The sequence below is a fragment of the Rhodococcus sp. KRD175 genome, assembly GCF_017168275.1.
Taxonomy (GTDB): Bacteria; Actinomycetota; Actinomycetes; order Mycobacteriales; family Mycobacteriaceae; genus Rhodococcoides; species Rhodococcoides fascians.
In genome coordinates this window covers 222,519-238,779 of record NZ_JABFAQ010000008.1, presented here as the reverse complement: position 1 = coordinate 238,779, position 16,261 = coordinate 222,519, and the positions used below count along the sequence as shown (strand labels likewise).

19 protein-coding genes and 1 pseudogene are annotated in these 16,261 nt (G+C 64.5%); 14 read left to right on the top strand and 6 right to left on the bottom strand.

Annotation, left to right across the window (positions count from 1 at the left end; genetic code table 11):
- Positions 1-185 (top strand): annotated as a pseudogene (locus J1M81_RS15910) (IS481 family transposase); the annotation flags it as partial.
- Between the two features lie 99 nt (positions 186-284).
- Here the strand turns inward: J1M81_RS15910 and J1M81_RS15905 are convergent.
- Positions 285-1,301: a magnesium and cobalt transport protein CorA gene (locus tag J1M81_RS15905; RefSeq protein WP_206498325.1), complete on the bottom strand. Its 1,017-nt coding sequence runs from the start codon at positions 1,299-1,301 to the stop codon at positions 285-287.
- A gap of 78 nt (positions 1,302-1,379) precedes the next feature.
- Between J1M81_RS15905 and J1M81_RS15900 the strand changes: the two genes are divergently transcribed.
- The gene (locus J1M81_RS15900; RefSeq protein WP_204857156.1) at positions 1,380-1,808 is read left to right on the top strand and encodes a VOC family protein; all 429 of its coding nucleotides are present in this window, start codon (positions 1,380-1,382) and stop codon (positions 1,806-1,808) included.
- On the opposite strand, the gene J1M81_RS15895 is transcribed toward J1M81_RS15900, so the two are convergent.
- Positions 1,805-2,086, bottom strand: a complete 282-nt coding sequence (locus J1M81_RS15895; RefSeq protein WP_032371235.1) for a PASTA domain-containing protein — start codon at positions 2,084-2,086, stop codon at positions 1,805-1,807. The two genes, J1M81_RS15900 and J1M81_RS15895, sit on opposite strands and share 4 nt — an antisense overlap.
- A 114-nt stretch (positions 2,087-2,200) precedes the next feature.
- Here J1M81_RS15895 and J1M81_RS15890 point away from each other — a divergent pair, with 114 nt between their 5' ends.
- The 8 genes from J1M81_RS15890 to J1M81_RS15855 all read left to right on the top strand — a co-directional run bounded on the left by J1M81_RS15890 (position 2,201) and on the right by J1M81_RS15855 (position 9,648).
- Positions 2,201-2,815: a trimeric intracellular cation channel family protein gene (locus tag J1M81_RS15890; RefSeq protein WP_032399833.1), complete on the top strand. Its 615-nt coding sequence runs from the start codon at positions 2,201-2,203 to the stop codon at positions 2,813-2,815.
- Positions 2,816-2,891: 76 nt separating this feature from the next.
- A complete protein-coding gene (locus J1M81_RS15885) occupies positions 2,892-3,578 on the top strand; it encodes a response regulator transcription factor (protein ID WP_027496041.1) in 687 nt (228 codons plus the stop codon).
- Between the two features lie 56 nt (positions 3,579-3,634).
- Positions 3,635-5,029, top strand: coding sequence for a HAMP domain-containing sensor histidine kinase (locus J1M81_RS15880; protein ID WP_206498333.1), 1,395 nt, complete (start codon positions 3,635-3,637; stop codon positions 5,027-5,029).
- A gap of 100 nt (positions 5,030-5,129) precedes the next feature.
- Positions 5,130-6,653, top strand: coding sequence for a trypsin-like peptidase domain-containing protein (locus J1M81_RS15875; protein WP_206498324.1), 1,524 nt, complete (start codon positions 5,130-5,132; stop codon positions 6,651-6,653).
- An 89-nt stretch (positions 6,654-6,742) separates the two neighbouring features.
- Positions 6,743-7,240 (top strand): molybdenum cofactor biosynthesis protein B, encoded by a 498-nt coding sequence (locus J1M81_RS15870; RefSeq protein WP_197077495.1) that lies wholly within the window; start codon positions 6,743-6,745, stop codon positions 7,238-7,240.
- Positions 7,241-8,004: 764 nt separating this feature from the next.
- Entirely contained in the window at positions 8,005-8,802 is a 798-nt protein-coding gene (locus J1M81_RS15865; protein WP_032373040.1) for an MspA family porin, read from the top strand.
- A 120-nt stretch (positions 8,803-8,922) separates the two neighbouring features.
- Positions 8,923-9,372 (top strand): hypothetical protein, encoded by a 450-nt coding sequence (locus J1M81_RS15860; RefSeq protein WP_206498323.1) that lies wholly within the window; start codon positions 8,923-8,925, stop codon positions 9,370-9,372.
- 120 nt (positions 9,373-9,492) lie between these two features.
- Entirely contained in the window at positions 9,493-9,648 is a 156-nt protein-coding gene (locus J1M81_RS15855) for an IS3 family transposase (protein ID WP_206497673.1), read from the top strand.
- Between the two features lie 90 nt (positions 9,649-9,738).
- Here J1M81_RS15855 and mscL read toward each other — a convergent pair whose 3' ends face one another.
- The 4 genes from mscL to J1M81_RS15835 form a co-directional block, all read right to left on the bottom strand.
- Positions 9,739-10,218 carry a large conductance mechanosensitive channel protein MscL gene (mscL, locus tag J1M81_RS15850; protein WP_027496048.1) on the bottom strand — a complete coding sequence of 160 codons (480 nt, stop codon included), beginning with the start codon at positions 10,216-10,218 and terminating at the stop codon, positions 9,739-9,741.
- Positions 10,219-10,313: 95 nt separating this feature from the next.
- A complete protein-coding gene (gene cpaB, locus J1M81_RS15845; protein ID WP_206498322.1) occupies positions 10,314-10,976 on the bottom strand; it encodes a Flp pilus assembly protein CpaB in 663 nt (220 codons plus the stop codon).
- An 89-nt stretch (positions 10,977-11,065) separates the two neighbouring features.
- On the bottom strand, positions 11,066-11,410 hold the full coding sequence (locus J1M81_RS15840; RefSeq protein WP_027496050.1) for an FmdB family zinc ribbon protein: 345 nt from the start codon (positions 11,408-11,410) through the stop codon (positions 11,066-11,068).
- A 143-nt stretch (positions 11,411-11,553) separates the two neighbouring features.
- Positions 11,554-12,150: a 5-formyltetrahydrofolate cyclo-ligase gene (locus J1M81_RS15835; RefSeq protein ID WP_206498321.1), complete on the bottom strand. Its 597-nt coding sequence runs from the start codon at positions 12,148-12,150 to the stop codon at positions 11,554-11,556.
- A 106-nt stretch (positions 12,151-12,256) separates the two neighbouring features.
- On the opposite strand from J1M81_RS15835, the gene J1M81_RS15830 reads away from it, so the two are divergent.
- The 4 genes from J1M81_RS15830 to glpR all read left to right on the top strand — a co-directional run bounded on the left by J1M81_RS15830 (position 12,257) and on the right by glpR (position 16,210).
- Positions 12,257-13,210 (top strand): UTP--glucose-1-phosphate uridylyltransferase, encoded by a 954-nt coding sequence (locus J1M81_RS15830; RefSeq protein WP_027496052.1) that lies wholly within the window; start codon positions 12,257-12,259, stop codon positions 13,208-13,210.
- Positions 13,211-13,243: 33 nt separating this feature from the next.
- Positions 13,244-14,503 carry a gephyrin-like molybdotransferase Glp gene (gene glp / locus J1M81_RS15825; RefSeq protein ID WP_027496053.1) on the top strand — a complete coding sequence of 420 codons (1,260 nt, stop codon included), beginning with the start codon at positions 13,244-13,246 and terminating at the stop codon, positions 14,501-14,503.
- Positions 14,504-14,540: 37 nt separating this feature from the next.
- Positions 14,541-15,188: a GNAT family N-acetyltransferase gene (locus J1M81_RS15820; RefSeq protein WP_032364078.1), complete on the top strand. Its 648-nt coding sequence runs from the start codon at positions 14,541-14,543 to the stop codon at positions 15,186-15,188.
- Between the two features lie 149 nt (positions 15,189-15,337).
- The gene (gene glpR / locus J1M81_RS15815; protein ID WP_032371228.1) at positions 15,338-16,210 is read left to right on the top strand and encodes a gephyrin-like molybdotransferase receptor GlpR; all 873 of its coding nucleotides are present in this window, start codon (positions 15,338-15,340) and stop codon (positions 16,208-16,210) included.
- Positions 16,211-16,261 lie beyond the last annotated feature (51 nt).

The following is a 16,261-nucleotide window of genomic DNA, read 5'->3' as shown; positions in this document are numbered from 1 at the left end:
CCGGCGTGATCTCCGTCGGCGACCACACGATCTCGGTCGGACGGCCCCACGCACACACTCGCGTGACCGTCCTGCGCGACGGCAACCACATCACCACCTACACGGCCAGCGGAGAAGTCCTCGGCCATTTGCACCTGGACACCGACAAGCGCTACCAAGGACAACTCCACCGCCCCGCAGCCTAGAATCGTGTCTCACATGTATCGAGACACCCGTGTCCCACATGTATCAAGACAGCACACGACCCCTGCTACGAACTTCCACTCACGTGCGGCGCAGCCGCTCTACAGCCACTTCTGACGTTTGAACACCACATAGAGCGCGCTGGAGCAGATCACCATGGCGACCAGCGCCAGTGGATAACCCAAGTGCCACTTCAGTTCCGGCATGTCCTCGAAGTTCATGCCGTAGATCGCGGCGATGAGCGACGGCGCGAACAGGATTGCGCCCCAGGACGAGATTCGTTTGACCTGTTCGTTCTGCTCGAGGCTGACCTGTGTCATGTTCCGCATCTCTTCGTTCTGCTGCTGCGCCACCATGGTGGAGTGCACCGTCATCGCGTTCTGCAGGTTGGATCGGAACGCTTCGATGCGGTCGGAGATGCGGATGGCGTGGTCCAACACGTCCCGAAGGTTTCGTTGCAGCTCGACATCGACGTGATACTTGTCGGACCCGCGCTTGAGGGATTCGATCATCTCCACCAGAGGTTTTGCCGCACGGTCGAATTCGGACACCTCACGCAGCAGTGAGTAGATGCGCCTCGATACGCTGGGATCGCCGGTGAACAGCTGATCCTCGATTTCGTCGATGTCGGTCTGCAGTCCCTTCACCACCGGGACGTACTCGTCGACTACTTGGTCGAGGATTCCGTACAGGATGGCCTCGGGCCCGAGCGCGAGCAACTCGGGAGATTCCTCCAGTCGATGTCGGACGAGACCGAGTTCGGGTGATTCGGCATGACGGATCGTGACGACGAAATCGGCTCCGAGAAAGATGTGCAATTCACCGAATTCGACCTTTTCGGTCTCGTCAATGTATCGGGCGGGCCGCAGCACGACGAACAACTGCTCGGCGTAGCGTTCGAGCTTCGGCCGCTGATGTGCCGCGATGGCATCCTCGACGGCGAGTCGGTGAAGTCCGAATTCCGTAGCCACCGCGTTGATTTCGCTGATCTCGGGACGATACAGGCCGATCCACGCCATGCCGTGGCGGTCACGCATGCACTCGAACGTGATGTCGAGACTTTCCGGATTCGCGGTTCGCTTTCCCTCGACGTAGACGGCATTGTCGACGATCGGCACTTCGGGTCACCTCGGTTCGAGAACTTCGAATGTGCCGGACGGCACCCGATCGAGACTATCGCCTGAAACAATGGGGCGATGCAGCAGCAAGTTCATTTCACCACTCTGGCCACTGCGGATCTCGATGCAGCCCGGTCGTTCTACTGCGACGGGCTTGGGTGGACGCCATTGCTGGACGTTCCTGGCGAGATTCTGTTCTTCCAGATCGGACCCGGTGCAGTGCTCGGTCTGTACCACGCCACCGCGTTCGACGTGGATCTGGGACGGCCGCCGCGCGAGCACGATCTCGGCTCGGTCACGTTGGCGCACAACGTCGACGACGCAGCAGCCGTCGACGCGATGTTCGCGGCCACTCTCGCGGCGGGCGCGACATCGATCAAGACACCTCAGCGAACATCGTTCGGTGGCTATCACGCCCACATCGCCGACCCCAACGGAGTCATCTGGGAAATCTGCCACAACCCCGGTTGGAGCGTCGACGACGACGGGACGGTTCGGCTGACTTAGCCGGCACCGACTATCAGTAGGAGGGCGGCGTTCTCGCTGACCTTGTCACCGGCTTGAAAGTTGGTTCCGACGACCGTCGCGTCGGGACGGTCGTAGTCGGAGCTGACGTCGGAGAAGCCTGCATCCGACAACGCCTGCACCGCGTCCGATTCGGTCATTCCGGCCACTGCGGGCAGCGTCGCGCGGTCGGGTGCTGCGTCGGCGATAGCGCCGCCGCCGAGGGTCAGTGCCCCAGCCACCGCGAGGGTGGCGATCGTCTTCTTGAATCCGATACCCATGTCTTCGTCCTTACTCGTCGGCGCTCTCTGACAACGCAACCGTGCTCCCGGAGGCTGTGACAGCGTTTCGATGTTGCTGTGAAGCAGCTGTCAGTCGCATGACATGCTCGTTCGGTGCTTCTCGACCTCCTCGGATACATCGGTATCGCAGTCTTCGCGGCGTCGGGTGCACTGGTCGGGGTATATCGACGACTCGACCTGTTCGGGGTTTGCGTCGTCGGAATCACGACGGGCATCGGGGGCGGCATCGTTCGCGATCTGCTGCTCGGTATCCATCCGCCGACGTCGCTGGATACCTGGCCGAACGTCACCGTCGGGTTCTTCGCCTCGCTGGTGGTGTTCGTCGCGCATCGGCAGATGGGCAAGGTGCGCCGAGGCGTGCTCGTGCTCGACGCGTTCGGGATGGGCCTGTTCGCGTCGACCGGCGCGACGATCGCCTTGGGTGTCGGCGGTAGCGCCCTGTCGGGAGCGCTGATCGGGACGACGACGGCCGTGGCCGGTGGCGTCATCCGGGACGTCCTCGTCAACGACGTTCCCCTGCTGCTGCACCGCGACCTGTATGCCCTACCTGCGCTGCTCGGTGCGACGGCCGTCGTGGTGGCCGAGGCGCTCACCCTGCCGGAGAACGTCGGGTTGGTCGCGGGGACGGTACTGGCGACCGGCCTGAGATTGCTCGCTCTGTGGCGTAAATGGAATCTGCCGCAGGCTCGGAACCTACCTACGTTGTGAGCTTCGACTGCCGGGGCGCGTACCGACCGACCACCCCTCTCAGCCGTGTCTCAGTCGACCAGGACAAACTGTACCGATGCGGATACTGGTGGTCGACGACGATCGAGCGGTGCGCGAATCGCTGCGCAGGTCGCTCACGTTCAACGGGTACACCGTGGACCTGGCGGTCGACGGCCTCGATGCCCTGGAACAGGTAGCTGCGGCGCGTCCCGATGCGTTGGTGCTCGATGTGATGATGCCGCGTCTCGACGGCCTCGAGGTGTGTCGGCGATTGCGCAGCGTGGGCGACGACCTGCCGATCCTGGTGCTGACGGCACGTGATTCGGTGTCCGAGCGCGTAGCCGGTCTCGACGCCGGCGCCGACGACTACCTGCCCAAGCCGTTCGCGCTCGAGGAGCTCCTGGCTCGGCTGCGGGCATTATTGCGGCGCACAGCGATGGAAGCCGGCATCGACTCGGAGACCATGACGTTCGCGGACCTGTCGTTGGACCCGGTCACCCGTGAGGTCTCGCGCGGCGAGCGTTCGATCAGCCTCACCAGAACCGAGTTCTCGTTGCTCGAGATGCTCATGACCAATCCGCGCCGAGTGCTCACCAGAAGTCGCATTCTCGAAGAGGTCTGGGGCTACGACTTCCCGACTTCCGGCAACGCGCTCGAGGTGTACGTCGGGTATCTGCGGCGCAAGACCGAGGCCGAAGGGGAGTCGCGGCTGATCCATACCGTTCGCGGTGTCGGATACGTCCTGCGCGAGACGCCCCCGTGATAGGCAGTTCGTTCGGGCGCAAGACGGCCGACGGTGTCGCACTTCCGCCGGCACCGATGCGGCCACCGACGCCGTTGACGAGATCGGTGTCGTTACGGTGGCGGGTGACGCTGTTGGCTGCGTCCGTCGTGGCGATCGCGGTGGCCGTCATGGCCATCGCTGCCTACACCGTGGTCTCGCGCGCGCTGTACGGCGACGTGGACACGCAGTTGCGTTCTCGCGCATCGGCATTGGCGGAATCGGACCTGGTGTCCTACGACCCACGGTTCGTGGCCGGTGCCACGCTGTACAGCACCGATGTCAGTGTGGCGTTGATCTACCCCGACATGACCAGCTACAACCCGCCCGGGCCCAAGGTGCCCGTCGGCGATTCGGAACTTGCTGTGGTGCGCGGAGAGCAGGCTTCGTCGCTGCGCACTCTCGACGATCAGCGGGTGCTCGCACTGCGTACCAAGGACGGCAGCACCCTGATCGTGGCGCAGCGACTGCTGCCCACCGGAGAAGTGCTGGATCGTTTGGCGTGGGTTCTGCTGATCGTGGGAGCCTGTGGTGTCGTGCTGGCGGCGGGTGCGGGCATGGCCGTGGCGCGCACCGGTTTACGGCCTATCGCACGATTGACTGCGGCCGCTGAGCGAGTGGCGCGTACCGACGATCTGACGCCGATTCCGGTGACCGGCGACGACGAATTGGCCCGATTGACCGAGAGTTTCAACACGATGCTCCGAGCCTTGGCCGAATCTCGCGGCAGGCAGAGCAGATTGGTCGCCGACGCCGGGCACGAACTTCGAACACCGTTGACGTCGCTGCGCACCAACATGGAACTGTTGATCGCGGCCGGGCGTCCGGGTGCACCGTCCATTCCCGACGAGGACATGGCCGAGCTGAGAACCGACGTGGTGGCGCAAATCCAGGAATTGTCCACGCTGGTGGGTGATCTGGTGGACCTTGCACGCGAGGACGCCCCCGAGACGGTGTTCGAGCGGGTCGACCTGGCTGATGCCGTCGAGCGCAGCCTCGAACGAGCTCGCAGGCGTCGCAACGAGATCGACTTCGATGCCACGCTCATGCCGTGGTTCGTCTACGGAGATCAGGCGGGCCTGTCGAGGGCAGTGCTCAATGTGCTCGACAACGCGGCCAAGTGGAGCCCCAGCGGCGGAGAAGTCCGAATTGCCATGCGGCAGATCGGTGAAGGCCTGCTCGAGCTGACAGTGGACGACGCGGGCCCCGGCATTCCGGAGGAAGACCGCGAACTCGTCTTCGAGCGTTTCTATCGCTCGACGGCATCGCGTTCGATGCCCGGATCCGGTCTGGGACTTGCCATCGTGCGGCAGGTGGTCGTCAAACACGGCGGCACGATTGCCGTCGAGGTGTCCGAGCGAGGTGGAGCGCTCATTCGAATCGTGTTGCCCGGTGAGGGTGCCGCGGTCCACGAGACACTCTCGGCAAACTGATAGGCGAGTCTCAGCGCGCTCTCAGTACCGCCCTGCACAGTGAGTAGCAAGAAGGCGGGCGACCTCGAAGCCGAGGTCTCTATCGAAGGAAGCAACAGCGATGAGCGACGACCGTAACGAACCAGAACAGCCCGGACGGGATGCCGGTGCACAGCATCATCCTGCGGACCGGGCTTCACACGGCGGCGAGCACGATCCCTCGACTCAGCACCAGCCCACCCAGCAGCAGCCGGCTCAGCAGAATCCCACGCAGCAGTTCCCGCCCCAGCAGGCGCATCCCCAGCAGAGCTATCCGCAGCAGTACGCGGGCTACGGGCAGAATCAATACCAGCCCGGCTACGGACCCTACGGTCAGCACGGTGACTCGCAGGCCGGTCAGCACAACCCGGGTCAGCACAACCCCGGCCAGCATGCGCAGCCCCAACAGGTTGCCTCGCAGCCTCATTCGGCATCCGGCACCGTGAAAACTCGCCCGGGTCGGTCCGCTCTGGTGGCCGGAGCAATTGCTCTCGTTCTGGTGGGCGGCGGAATCGGCGGTGCCGTCGGTGCCATCGCGACCAACAACGCCAACGGCAACAACGCCGGTGTCACCAATTCGCTGAACTCACCGATCACCGCCGCTCAGCCGGCCGCCAATTTCCCCGACGGTTCCGTTCAGGCCGTCGCGAACAAGGTGCTGCCTAGTGTCGTGCAGATTCAGGTGAAGGGCTCGCAGCAGGAAGGTGAGGGCTCCGGCGTCATCCTCAGCAGCGACGGCCTGATCCTGACGAACAACCACGTCGCCACCGGCGCCGGGGCCAACGGCAAACTGACCGTCGCGTTCGCCGACGGGTCGGTGGCCGACGCCACCATCGTCGGTGCCGACTCCGTCTCGGACATGGCCGTCATCAAGGCCGAAGGAAAGACGAATCTGACACCGATCGAGTTGGGCAGCTCGTCCAACCTCGAGGTCGGCCAGCAGGTCGTCGCCATCGGTTCGCCTCTGGGCCTGGCCGGTACCGTCACCACCGGCATCGTTTCCTCGCTCAACCGCCCGGTATCGACGTCCGGTGAGTCCGGCAACCAGAACTCGGTGATCGACGCCATTCAGACCGACGCGGCCATCAACCCCGGTAACTCCGGTGGCGCTCTCGTCAACACCGATGGCCAGTTGATCGGCATCAACACCGCCATCGCCACTCTCGGCGGTAGTGAGGGCTCCGGCGCGCAGAGCGGCTCGATCGGTCTCGGATTCGCGATCCCGGTCGATCAGGCCAAGCGGATCGCCGACGAGCTGACCACCACCGGCAAGGCCACACAAGCGATGATCGGTGTGCAGGTGCCGTCCAAGGACGATGCCAACGGCGCAACCGTCGTCGAGGTCACCGAGGGTGGCCCGGCTGCGGCGGCCGGCATTCCGAAGGGCGCGGTCATCATCAAGGTAGACGATCGGATCGTCGCCAGCGGTGACGCGTTGATCGCCGCAGTGCGCTCGCATGCACCCGGCGATTCGGTGAAGATCACCTACACGGACGGTGGCAGCGAGAAGACCGTCGACGTGACGCTGGGCACGGCCGAGCCGGCTGCGGCACCCGCCGCGCAGGTCCCGTCACTGCAGATCCCGTCGTTCCCGGGCGGTCGCTGATGCTCAGGGAAGCCGGTAGGCACGGAACCATTGCAACTATTTACGCACAGCGTGAGCCGGGTACGGGCCTTACTACTACGGTGAGCGGTATGGAACTCGACGCACCTTTGGCCGGCCGCGCGTTGGTCGTCATCGTGGACGACCGCACTGCTCACAGCAACGAGAAGGATTCGACGGGTCCGCTGGTGACCGAACTGTTGACCGAGGCCGGTTTCTTGGTCGACGGTGTGGTGGCAGTGACGGCCGACGAAGTGGACGTGCGGAATGCGCTGAACACTGCGGTGATCGGCGGTGTCGACCTTGTGGTGTCCGTCGGCGGCACGGGTGTCTCGCCTCGCGACGTCACTCCCGACGTGACGGCCGAGGTGCTCGATCGCGAGATACCGGGAATCAGTGAGGCACTGCGCTCTTCCGGCCTGGCAGCCGGATCGTTGGACGCGGGCCTGTCGCGGGGACTGGTCGGAGTATCGGGCAGCACGCTGGTGGTCAACCTTGCGTCGTCCCGTGCGGCCATCCGCGACGGCATGGCGACATTGACGCCACTGGCGAGTCAGGTCATTGCCGAGCTGTCGGGATTGGACGCGTAGTCACTGCGATGAACGACGAGCCGATCGAGAATCGACCGGACGACGAAGCGAGCCGGGCCCGAGCAGAACGGGCCCGGCTCGCTCGTATCTTCGGAGACGTGCTGCCGGAGACCACGGGAGACGACCGGGCCGACGGGCCCGATGGCGACTCTTTGTCGGTCGATTGGTTGAAGCAGCAGCGACCACCCCATTACTTTTAATGTGATCCACAACACATTTTACTGGCTGGAATGACAGCTCTGTTAGTTAGTCGTTTACCTGTCGTTAGCGACCTACCTGGCGGTAGTGCCGGGCGAAGCCGCCGAAAACGGACACCACAGGCAGGGTGTGGAACGGTCCAATCGTTCAATCCGGACAGGACTCCCGCCGCGTCTTCCCATATCAGGGTCGTTTTACTCCTGATCGGCACCTGTAACAGTTTCGACTTCTCGGGAGATGCTGTGACTCAGGTTATCGCTAACACGGGTGTGAAAGATGTTCACGCCGACGAAACACATCACGAGATGGCAACGTTTGAGCGTCGATCGTAGGGATTGTCACGGTCAGGCATCTCCTCTAATGTTCCCCTCAGCTTCCAAGGGATCAGGGCGTGGGACCAACCGGTGCCGCGCCCTTCATCTCGGAACTGAACAAACGAGGATGTGGCCTTCAGGCTCCATCCGGCTCGGGCTCGCACACACTGACGCGTGCGATTCAGTTCGAGGGTGAAAGCCACAAGCTTCCCCGTGCGACACCGCGCTGGGACTGAACATGATGAGGAATAAATGACGGAGATCCAGAAGTCGCGGCGCAGCCGGGGACTCAAGTCCATGAGCGTCGCAGTTGCTGCCAGCGCTTCGGTAGTCGGCCTGGTGCTCGGTACCGGGACCGCTTCTGCCGCTGTCGACAGCGCGAAGTCCATCGTCGACGCCGATGGCAACACCGTGACGTTGACGCTGTCGGACTCCTTCGTCAGCGGCGTTGCGCCTCTCGACGGAAACCCGCTCACCCGTGAGTGGTTCTACGACGGCCGCGCATCCTTCGACGTTCAGGGACCCACGGCTGACGACTTCGAGGGCACCCTCACCGCCGGCCTGCAGATCGGCTACCCGTTGAGCCTCGATGGCGGCGTGTCGGTCGAGTGGGCTTCGCCTTCGGCCAACTTCGGCATCGGCTCGAAGAACACGACCACCGGAACGCTCGCGACGACTGCGGGCGACCTGCTCGACCCCACGGGCGCTCTCGAGGGTCTCGCTGACGTCCCGCTGACAGGCGTTGCAGAGAGCAAGTCCAACCTCGACGTCGGCGTTCAGCTGATCCCGCAGGCAACTGCGACCATCGATCTCGCTCCCGGCGGCGGCGTCGTTCAGTCCGAGAGTGCAATCGCCACCTTCAACGAAGAGGCGAACATCTCCAAGACCGAGGGTGACGCTGCAGGCGCTCAGGGCTCCATCCAGCTCGCCGGCGTCCACGGCACCGCTACGGGCATCCTGGGCAACGTCACGGTTCGTCCGTACGTCACCCTGCTCAGCGCAAAGGGTGACTCGATCACCACGTACGGCCCGGCAACTCGCCTCAACTGATCTCGATCGGTTGATTCTGGTTTCCTAGTTCTTCCGGTTCAGGCCCGCACGGATTCTCCGTGCGGGCCTGAACTATGTTCGGCTCGAACGCAGTTCGACATGTAGAGAGGCGCAGAAGCAGTGACTTACCCGAAAGCCCGTTTCACAGTGTTCGCCGCCGGAGCCGTCGTTGCTCTCGGGTTGCTCACCGGTTGCAGTGGTGGTGACGACTCGGCAGCCACCGGTCAGAACACCGACGTGTGCAACTCTTTCGCAGCCGACCACAATGCGTTCGTCGGTCTGGTGAAGGCGGGCCCGGGGTCGGCAGCCAACATCGAGCAGTGGACTGCGGACAAGCAGGCGGCCGTCGACAAGGTGAAGTCACTGTCCGGCACCGCGTCCGGTGACGTCGCCAGCGTGATGGCGACGTTCGCGGACGCCGTTCCCGCAGATACGCTCGAACTGTCGGAGCCCGACAGCGAGTTGGGCAAGGCGTTCGTCGACAACGGCGCAGCAGTGAAGTCCGCCTGCGAGGCGGATGGCACCTCGATCACGCTCGAAGAGCTACCGCTGACCACGTTCACCAACTGATCGCCTGACGGGCCCTCACGGCCTGCCGCACGCCCCACAACGAATGAATGCGCCATTCACGTGCACAGCTCCCCGGAAGTTGGACTGAGTAATTCAGTTCCGACTACCGGGGAGTTTTGTATGCGTGCACGAAGTTCACTTACCGAGGATCAGCGGGTCGCGGCGGTAGCGTTGTTCGAGGATGGTGTCATCGACTGGTTCAACAACGACCGCATCTCGCTACGACTCGACGGCCTGAGCCCGGTGCAATACCGAGCCCAGGCCCTCGCAGCCTAGGATTTCCATTAACCGGTCCAACCCACGGGGTCCAGTGCAACGCCGTCTGACAGCGTGAATGGCGCATTCATTCGTTGAAGCAGACCGGTGTCAGTCCTTCGAGTGCTTACCGAGGTCGGGGGAGGGTGAATCGATTGCTTCGCCGCTGCCGCCGGTGGTGTCGGCCGCCGTCGAAAGCTTCTGTCCTGCAGCGGTTCCCCCTGCGAGGATGTCGCGGATCTGCACCAGCACGTCGACGTCGCTCAGTTCCTTCTCCGGCTGGCTGACGAAGCGCTTCTTCGCGGTGTTCACCGGCAGGATCAGCACGAAGTACACGACCGCGGCGATGATGATGAAGTTGATGATCGCCGTGATGACCGCGCCGATATTGATGAACGTGGCGTCGTTACTACTGAGGATCTTGATTCCCCACCCGAGTTCGTTGCTGCCACCGACAGCGGCGACCAACGGGTTGATGATGTTCGTGGTGAACGCCGTGACGATCGCAGTGAATGCTGCGCCGACGACGACTGCGACCGCGAGGTCGACCACGTTGCCTCGCAACAGAAAGTCCTTGAATCCCTTCAGCATGAGCCGCTCTCCGATCTCTTGGTATGTTTCGGTCTCGCTAGACGTTAACCCAGATCGATCGACTTCGGACCCCGTGAATCGCCCGGGCACCCGCCTCAATGCAATGTCACCGTCAATGCGCTCACCAGCGACGCGGCTGCCACCGTCGTCGCATCCTCGGTCGGTAGGGCGAGCAGCACCACCCGATCTCGTTGCCGACCCCCACCGGCCTCGGCGGAGACGAGCACCACCATCGCCCCCGATGCCAGTATCCGAGCTGCAGGTGGGGCGTCGGGATTCTCCTGAGTTTCGACGGTCAGGACGTCCACTCGATCGCCCTCTCTGAGTAGGTCGGTCACGCCCGCGTCGGCGAGATGGACCGGTACGACGCGTGCCTCGGACCCCAGCGCCGCGCTGGCTGTTCGCGAGCCCAACAGCCGGACGTCGGTGAGCAATTCGCCTGCTCGAACCGGTCCGGTCAGTGTCCGTCCGTCCACGTCGGCGGAATCGAGCACTGCGCCGTCGGGCACCGTGGCCGAATCCCATTCGGCGACGGCAACATCGGCCGGCGTCAGTATCGTTCCCGGCGTCAGGTCGCGGCCGGCCGTGACGACGCGGACGCGATCGTCGCCTGCGGCGTCGTCGACGAACAGCAGGACTGCGACGGCCACCAGAATGCCCGCGGCGATGCGTCGAACTTTCACCGATCCCACCCACGCGGGACGCTGAGCGATGCGGTCGAGCAGCGTCGAGTCCAGTCGGTTCTTGCGGGCAGCCATGACCGGAACGGTAGCGGTCCCAACTGGCCTGAAGAGACCGAAAAGGCCGGCCTGTGGATAACAGGCCGGCCTGTGGATGGATCCGAAAACTACTGGCTGGCAGCAGCTTTCGTGGTGGAGGACGAGGAGGAGCTGCTCGACGAGGACGAATCCGACGACTTCTTCTCGGCAGGCTTCGAGTCGCTCTTGGTCTCCGACTTCGTGGCCGCGGCGTCGGACTTCTTCTCGCTCGCGCCTTCGCTGGCGGTGCCGGAGTTGCCCCGACTGTCGGTGCGGTAGAAGCCGCTGCCCTTGAAGACGATGCCGACCGAGTTGAACAGCTTGCGAAGCTTGCCGGAGCAGGCCGGGCACACCGTCAACGTGTCGTCGGTGAAGGACTGGACGATGTCGAAGCGGTTGTCGCACTCGGTGCAGGCGTATGAGTAGGTGGGCATCGTGTTTCCTCCGCGCTGGTCACCGAGGAGGTTCGCGCTCTGCTGGCCGAGGCCGAACACCGCCGGTGTCTTGTCTGTTCGTCGAAACTGGGGAGAGCATTAGCACTCTACAGTCAGGAGTGCCAACGAATCGAATCGTAGCGTTATTCCGTACCCAAGCGTACGAGCCCGCCGCCGGGAGTCAGCGCGTGCGTCACGCGGCGGTCGTGCGGTTCGGCCGGTAGCCGGGAGAACAGCTCCGCGTCGCGCACGATGGCGACCAGCATGGCCTCGGGGCTGCACAGGTCGAGAGTCCGGTCGTAGAACCCGGCCCCACGGCCCAGCCGGACACCACGTCGATCGACGGCCAGCGCAGGTAGCAGCACCACCGAGCATTGCCCGACGGCGTCGGGCTCGAGTAGTGGACCCGACGGCTCGAGCAGCCCGTACGGTGCCCGCACCAACGCATCGCGGCCCTCGTAACGCGCCCACTTCAGCGGCCCCGGCTCATGTGCACTCGGTAGCAGAACCGTGGCTCCGGCCGCGGTCATCGCGTCGAGCATCTCGATCGACCCCGGCTCCCGGCCGATCGGAACGTACGCCGCCACGACCGAGTGTTCGGCCGCCAATTCGCCGACGGCATGGCAGAGTGCGGAGGACTCCATCGCGCGTTGCGCATCGTCGAGCAGTCGGCGTTCGGCGAGGACATGCTCCCGCCACAGATCCTTCGGCGTGTTCTCCGAAAATTCGGGAACGCTCACAACGGTTCACTCTCCCTCTCGTGCTGTCGTTCAACGATATGCACTCGGGGGTCGAACGGGGCACACGCCGAGCCAATCTCCAGAAACCACGGATAGGGTGAGCACCATGACAGAAGCCGCTTCAGCGACGACCGCCGCCACGCCTGTGCACTTCCGCACGGCCATCGTCCCCGCCGCAGGCATGGGTACCCGGTTCCTGCCGGCCACGAAAACCGTTCCGAAGGAACTACTTCCGGTCGTCGACACTCCCGGTATCGAACTCGTCGCCGGAGAAGCGGCCGATTCCGGTGCACAACGGTTGGTCATCGTCACCTCTCCCGGCAAGGACGGCGTCGTCGCCCACTTCGTCGAGGACCTCGTTCTGGAAAAGAAGCTCGAAGCGAGCGGAAAGCTCGAAATGCTCGAGAAGGTACGCGTCGCCCCCAAGCTTCTGGACGTGCAATCGGTCATTCAGCACGAACCGCTCGGACTCGGTCACGCCGTCGCATGTGCCGAGGAAGCACTCGACGACGACGAGGATTCGGTCGCGGTGCTGCTGCCCGACGATCTGGTGATGCCGCGCGGTGTGCTGGACGTCATGGCCCGGGTGCGCGCCAAGCGCGGCGGCTCGGTGCTGTGCGCCATCGAGGTTCCCGACGACAAGGTCTCGTCCTACGGCGTCTTCTCCGTCGAAATCGTGCCCGATGCCGTCAACCCGAACGTCCTCAAAGTCACCGGCATGGTCGAAAAGCCCAAGAAGGAAGAGGCACCGTCCAACTTGGCTGCCGCGGGCCGCTATCTGCTCGACCGCGCGATCTTCGACGCGTTGCGACGCATCGAGCCCGGTGCCGGCGGCGAATTGCAGCTGACCGACGCCATCGCACTTCTGATCGAGGAGGGCCATCCCGTTCACGTGGTGGTGCATCGTGGATCGAGACACGACCTCGGAAATCCCGGGGGATACCTACGCGCTGCGGTTGACTTTGCTTTGCAGCGTGACGACTACGGTCCCGCGCTGCGTGAATGGCTGAACGAACGCTTGAGCGACAGCTGGGCACCGGAACTGACGACGTACGAATAGCATCGCGGGTCGATGCCATAGAGGAAGGGCCAGATGCGCTCGGTCGAAGATCAACAGACCAGAGTGACCGCAGCGGCGGTGGCTCCACGGCCTGTTCGGGTCGCCATCTCGGAAGCGCAGGGTCTGCTCTGCGCCGAGGAAGTGGTCACCGAGCGTCCCCTTCCCGGCTTCGACCAAGCCGCGATCGACGGTTACGCCGTGCGCAGTGTCGACGTCGCCTCCGCAGGTACCGACCTGCGTAACGAGGAAGACGAGCGCATCGACCTGACGCTGCCCGTCGTCGGCGAGGTCTCCGCGGGTTCGCGTCAGCCCATCCGGCTGCAGCCGCGTCAGGCCGTACGGGTCGATACCGGGGCACCGCTGCCCACGTTGGCAGACGCGGTCCTGCCGCTGGATCGCACCGACAACGGCCGCGCCCGGGTCAAGGTGTTCCGTCCGGTGCGCTCGGGCGACTACGTGCGCAAGATCGGCGACGACGTCCAACCCGGCGACGTCGCCGTGCGTGCGGGAACGATCATCGGTGCCGCGCAGGTCGGCTTGTTGGCCGCCGTCGGACGCGACAAGGTGCTGGTGCACCCGCGTCCGCGGTTGTCGGTCATCTCGGTGGGCGGGGAGTTGGTCGATACCGATCGGACCCCCGGGCCCGGTCAGGTGTACGACGTCAACTCCTACGCGCTCGCTGCTGCAGCGCGCGATGCCGGAGCCGACGTGAACCGCGTCGGCATCGTGAGCACCGACCCCAAGCGACTGCGTGAAGTGGTCGAAGGCCAGTTGATCCGCTCCGAGATCGTCGTCATCGCGGGCGCGGTCGGCGGCGGCGCGTCCGATGGCGTCCGTGAGGCGCTGGGCGAACTCGGGGACATGGAAGTCGAGCGGGTTGCCATGCATCCCGGCTCGGTGCAGGGATTCGGCCAGCTCGGACGCGACGAGGTGCCCACGTTCCTGTTGCCTGCCAACCCCGTCAGCGCGCTCGTGGTGTTCGAGGTGATGGTCCGTCCGCTCATTCGCATTGCACTCGGCCGTCGCCAGCCGCTGCGCCGGACCGTCACCGCGCGGACCGTCGCACCGATCACATCGATCGAGGACCGCAAGGGATTCCTGCGAGGGCAGCTGATGCGCGACGAGGGCACCGGCGAATATCTCGTTCAGGCTCTCGGCGGTGCTCCGGGCTCGTCGTCTCATCTGCTCGCGACACTCGCGGAGGCGAACTGCCTGGTCGTCATCGATCCCGACGTCACCGAGATCCGAACCGGCGAAGAAGTGAAGGTTTCGTTCCTCGCTCAGCGCGGCTGACGCACGCGCTCACACGCGCAGCGCATACGATCGACTGATGCCGCGAACGTGGTCGAGCCATCCGGGTTGGCCGGCGAAATTGGGTCCAGTGCGAGTGGCCGGGGGAACGGTGACCGTCCGGCCCGTCCGCATGCGCGACGCAGCCTCCTGGAGTCGAATCCGCACCCAGGACCGCGCACACCTCGAGCCGTGGGAGCCGAGCGGTGAGGGCAGTTGGAATTCCCGCCACCACATCTCCTCGTGGCCCACACTGTGCTCGGGCCTGAAGTCCGAGGCACGCAAGGGACACATGCTGCCGATGGTGATCGAGGTCGACGGCGAATTCTGCGGGCAGATCACCACCGGAAACATCGTGCGCGGAGCGCTCCGGTCGGCGTGGATCGGGTACTGGGTGTCCAAGGAAGTCAACGGCAAAGGCGTCGCCACCGCGGCGCTGGCGCTCGGGCTCGATCATTGTTTCGGACCGGTCGGGTTGCACCGCGTCGAGGCAACGGTGCGTCCGGAGAACCTCGCCAGCCAGGCCGTGCTGCGTAACGTCGGTTTCCGCGAAGAGGGCCTGCTCTACAAGTACCTCGACGTCGACGGCGAGTGGCGCGACCACAAACTCGTCGCGATCACCTCGGGAGAGGTGCAGGGATCGGTCGTCGATCGATTGGTCCGCGCGGGCAGGGCTGCGTGGGCATAGCGCTCACTCCACAGTGTCCGGTTGCAGATGTTGTCAAAGTGACAGGAGTGTAATTCGGGTCGGCGCGTCTGCGGGGTTCTCGCACCTGCTCCACATAACCTGAGGGCGTCTCGACTGTCGCTGTCGCCTGAGGAAGGAGAACATCGCCGATGCCGAACTCGATCATCTGGATCGGTCTCGTGGCCGTCTGGCTCTTCGTTCTCCTTCCCATGCTGATGACCAAGCGTCCGCAGATCATGCAGACCACGGACGCAGCACTCGCCACGCGCGTGTTGCATCGGGGTGGCACCAAGCGCAAGCAGCGCGGCCCCGCGACCGGCCACCGCAGTGATCCCGACTGGCGGCCGGAGGACGACCTGCGGGTCTCCGCGCCCGCCAGCGAGATCTTCGGCCCGAAATTCGCGTCGATTCGTTCGGACTCACCCGATCTACCCGGTACCGCGGAGGACCCCATGGACACTCACGCAGAAGAAGAAAACGACCTCGAACGCGACGAACCGGTCCACGACGCACCTCGCGCGAGTTCTCCCGCACACGAGCCGGGAGTCGTCGACGACGACTTCGTGCCTCGCCGACGCGGCCGCGGCGGATTCGATCCCGAGGCCGACGCCATCGCCCGGGCCGCCCGATACGCCTTCCGTCAGCGCGCGGTTCTCGGCCTGGTGTTCGCCGCCATCACGACCGCGGCACTGGCGTTCATCATCTCCCCGACGGTGTGGTGGCTGTGCGGACTGTCCGTCGCGGTCCTCGTTGGATACCTGTACTACCTGCGCAGGCAGGTGCAGATCGAAGAAGAGATTCGTCGACGACGACTCACACGCATGGGTCGCTCGCGCCTCGGTGTGGAATCGGAGACCGACGAAGAGCTCGAACTCGTGCCGCAGCGTCTGCGTCGACCCGGAGCCGTGGTGCTCGAGATCGACGACGAGGACCCGGAGTTCGAGCATCTCGATCATTACGAGGAGCCGTTCCAGGCACGCCGCGACGATGACGGCGATTTCCGTCGGGCACAGGGCGCGTAACAGCGGTCCCGAGGGGCTTTGCTAGAGTTGCCCAGCCGGTCGAGACGACGG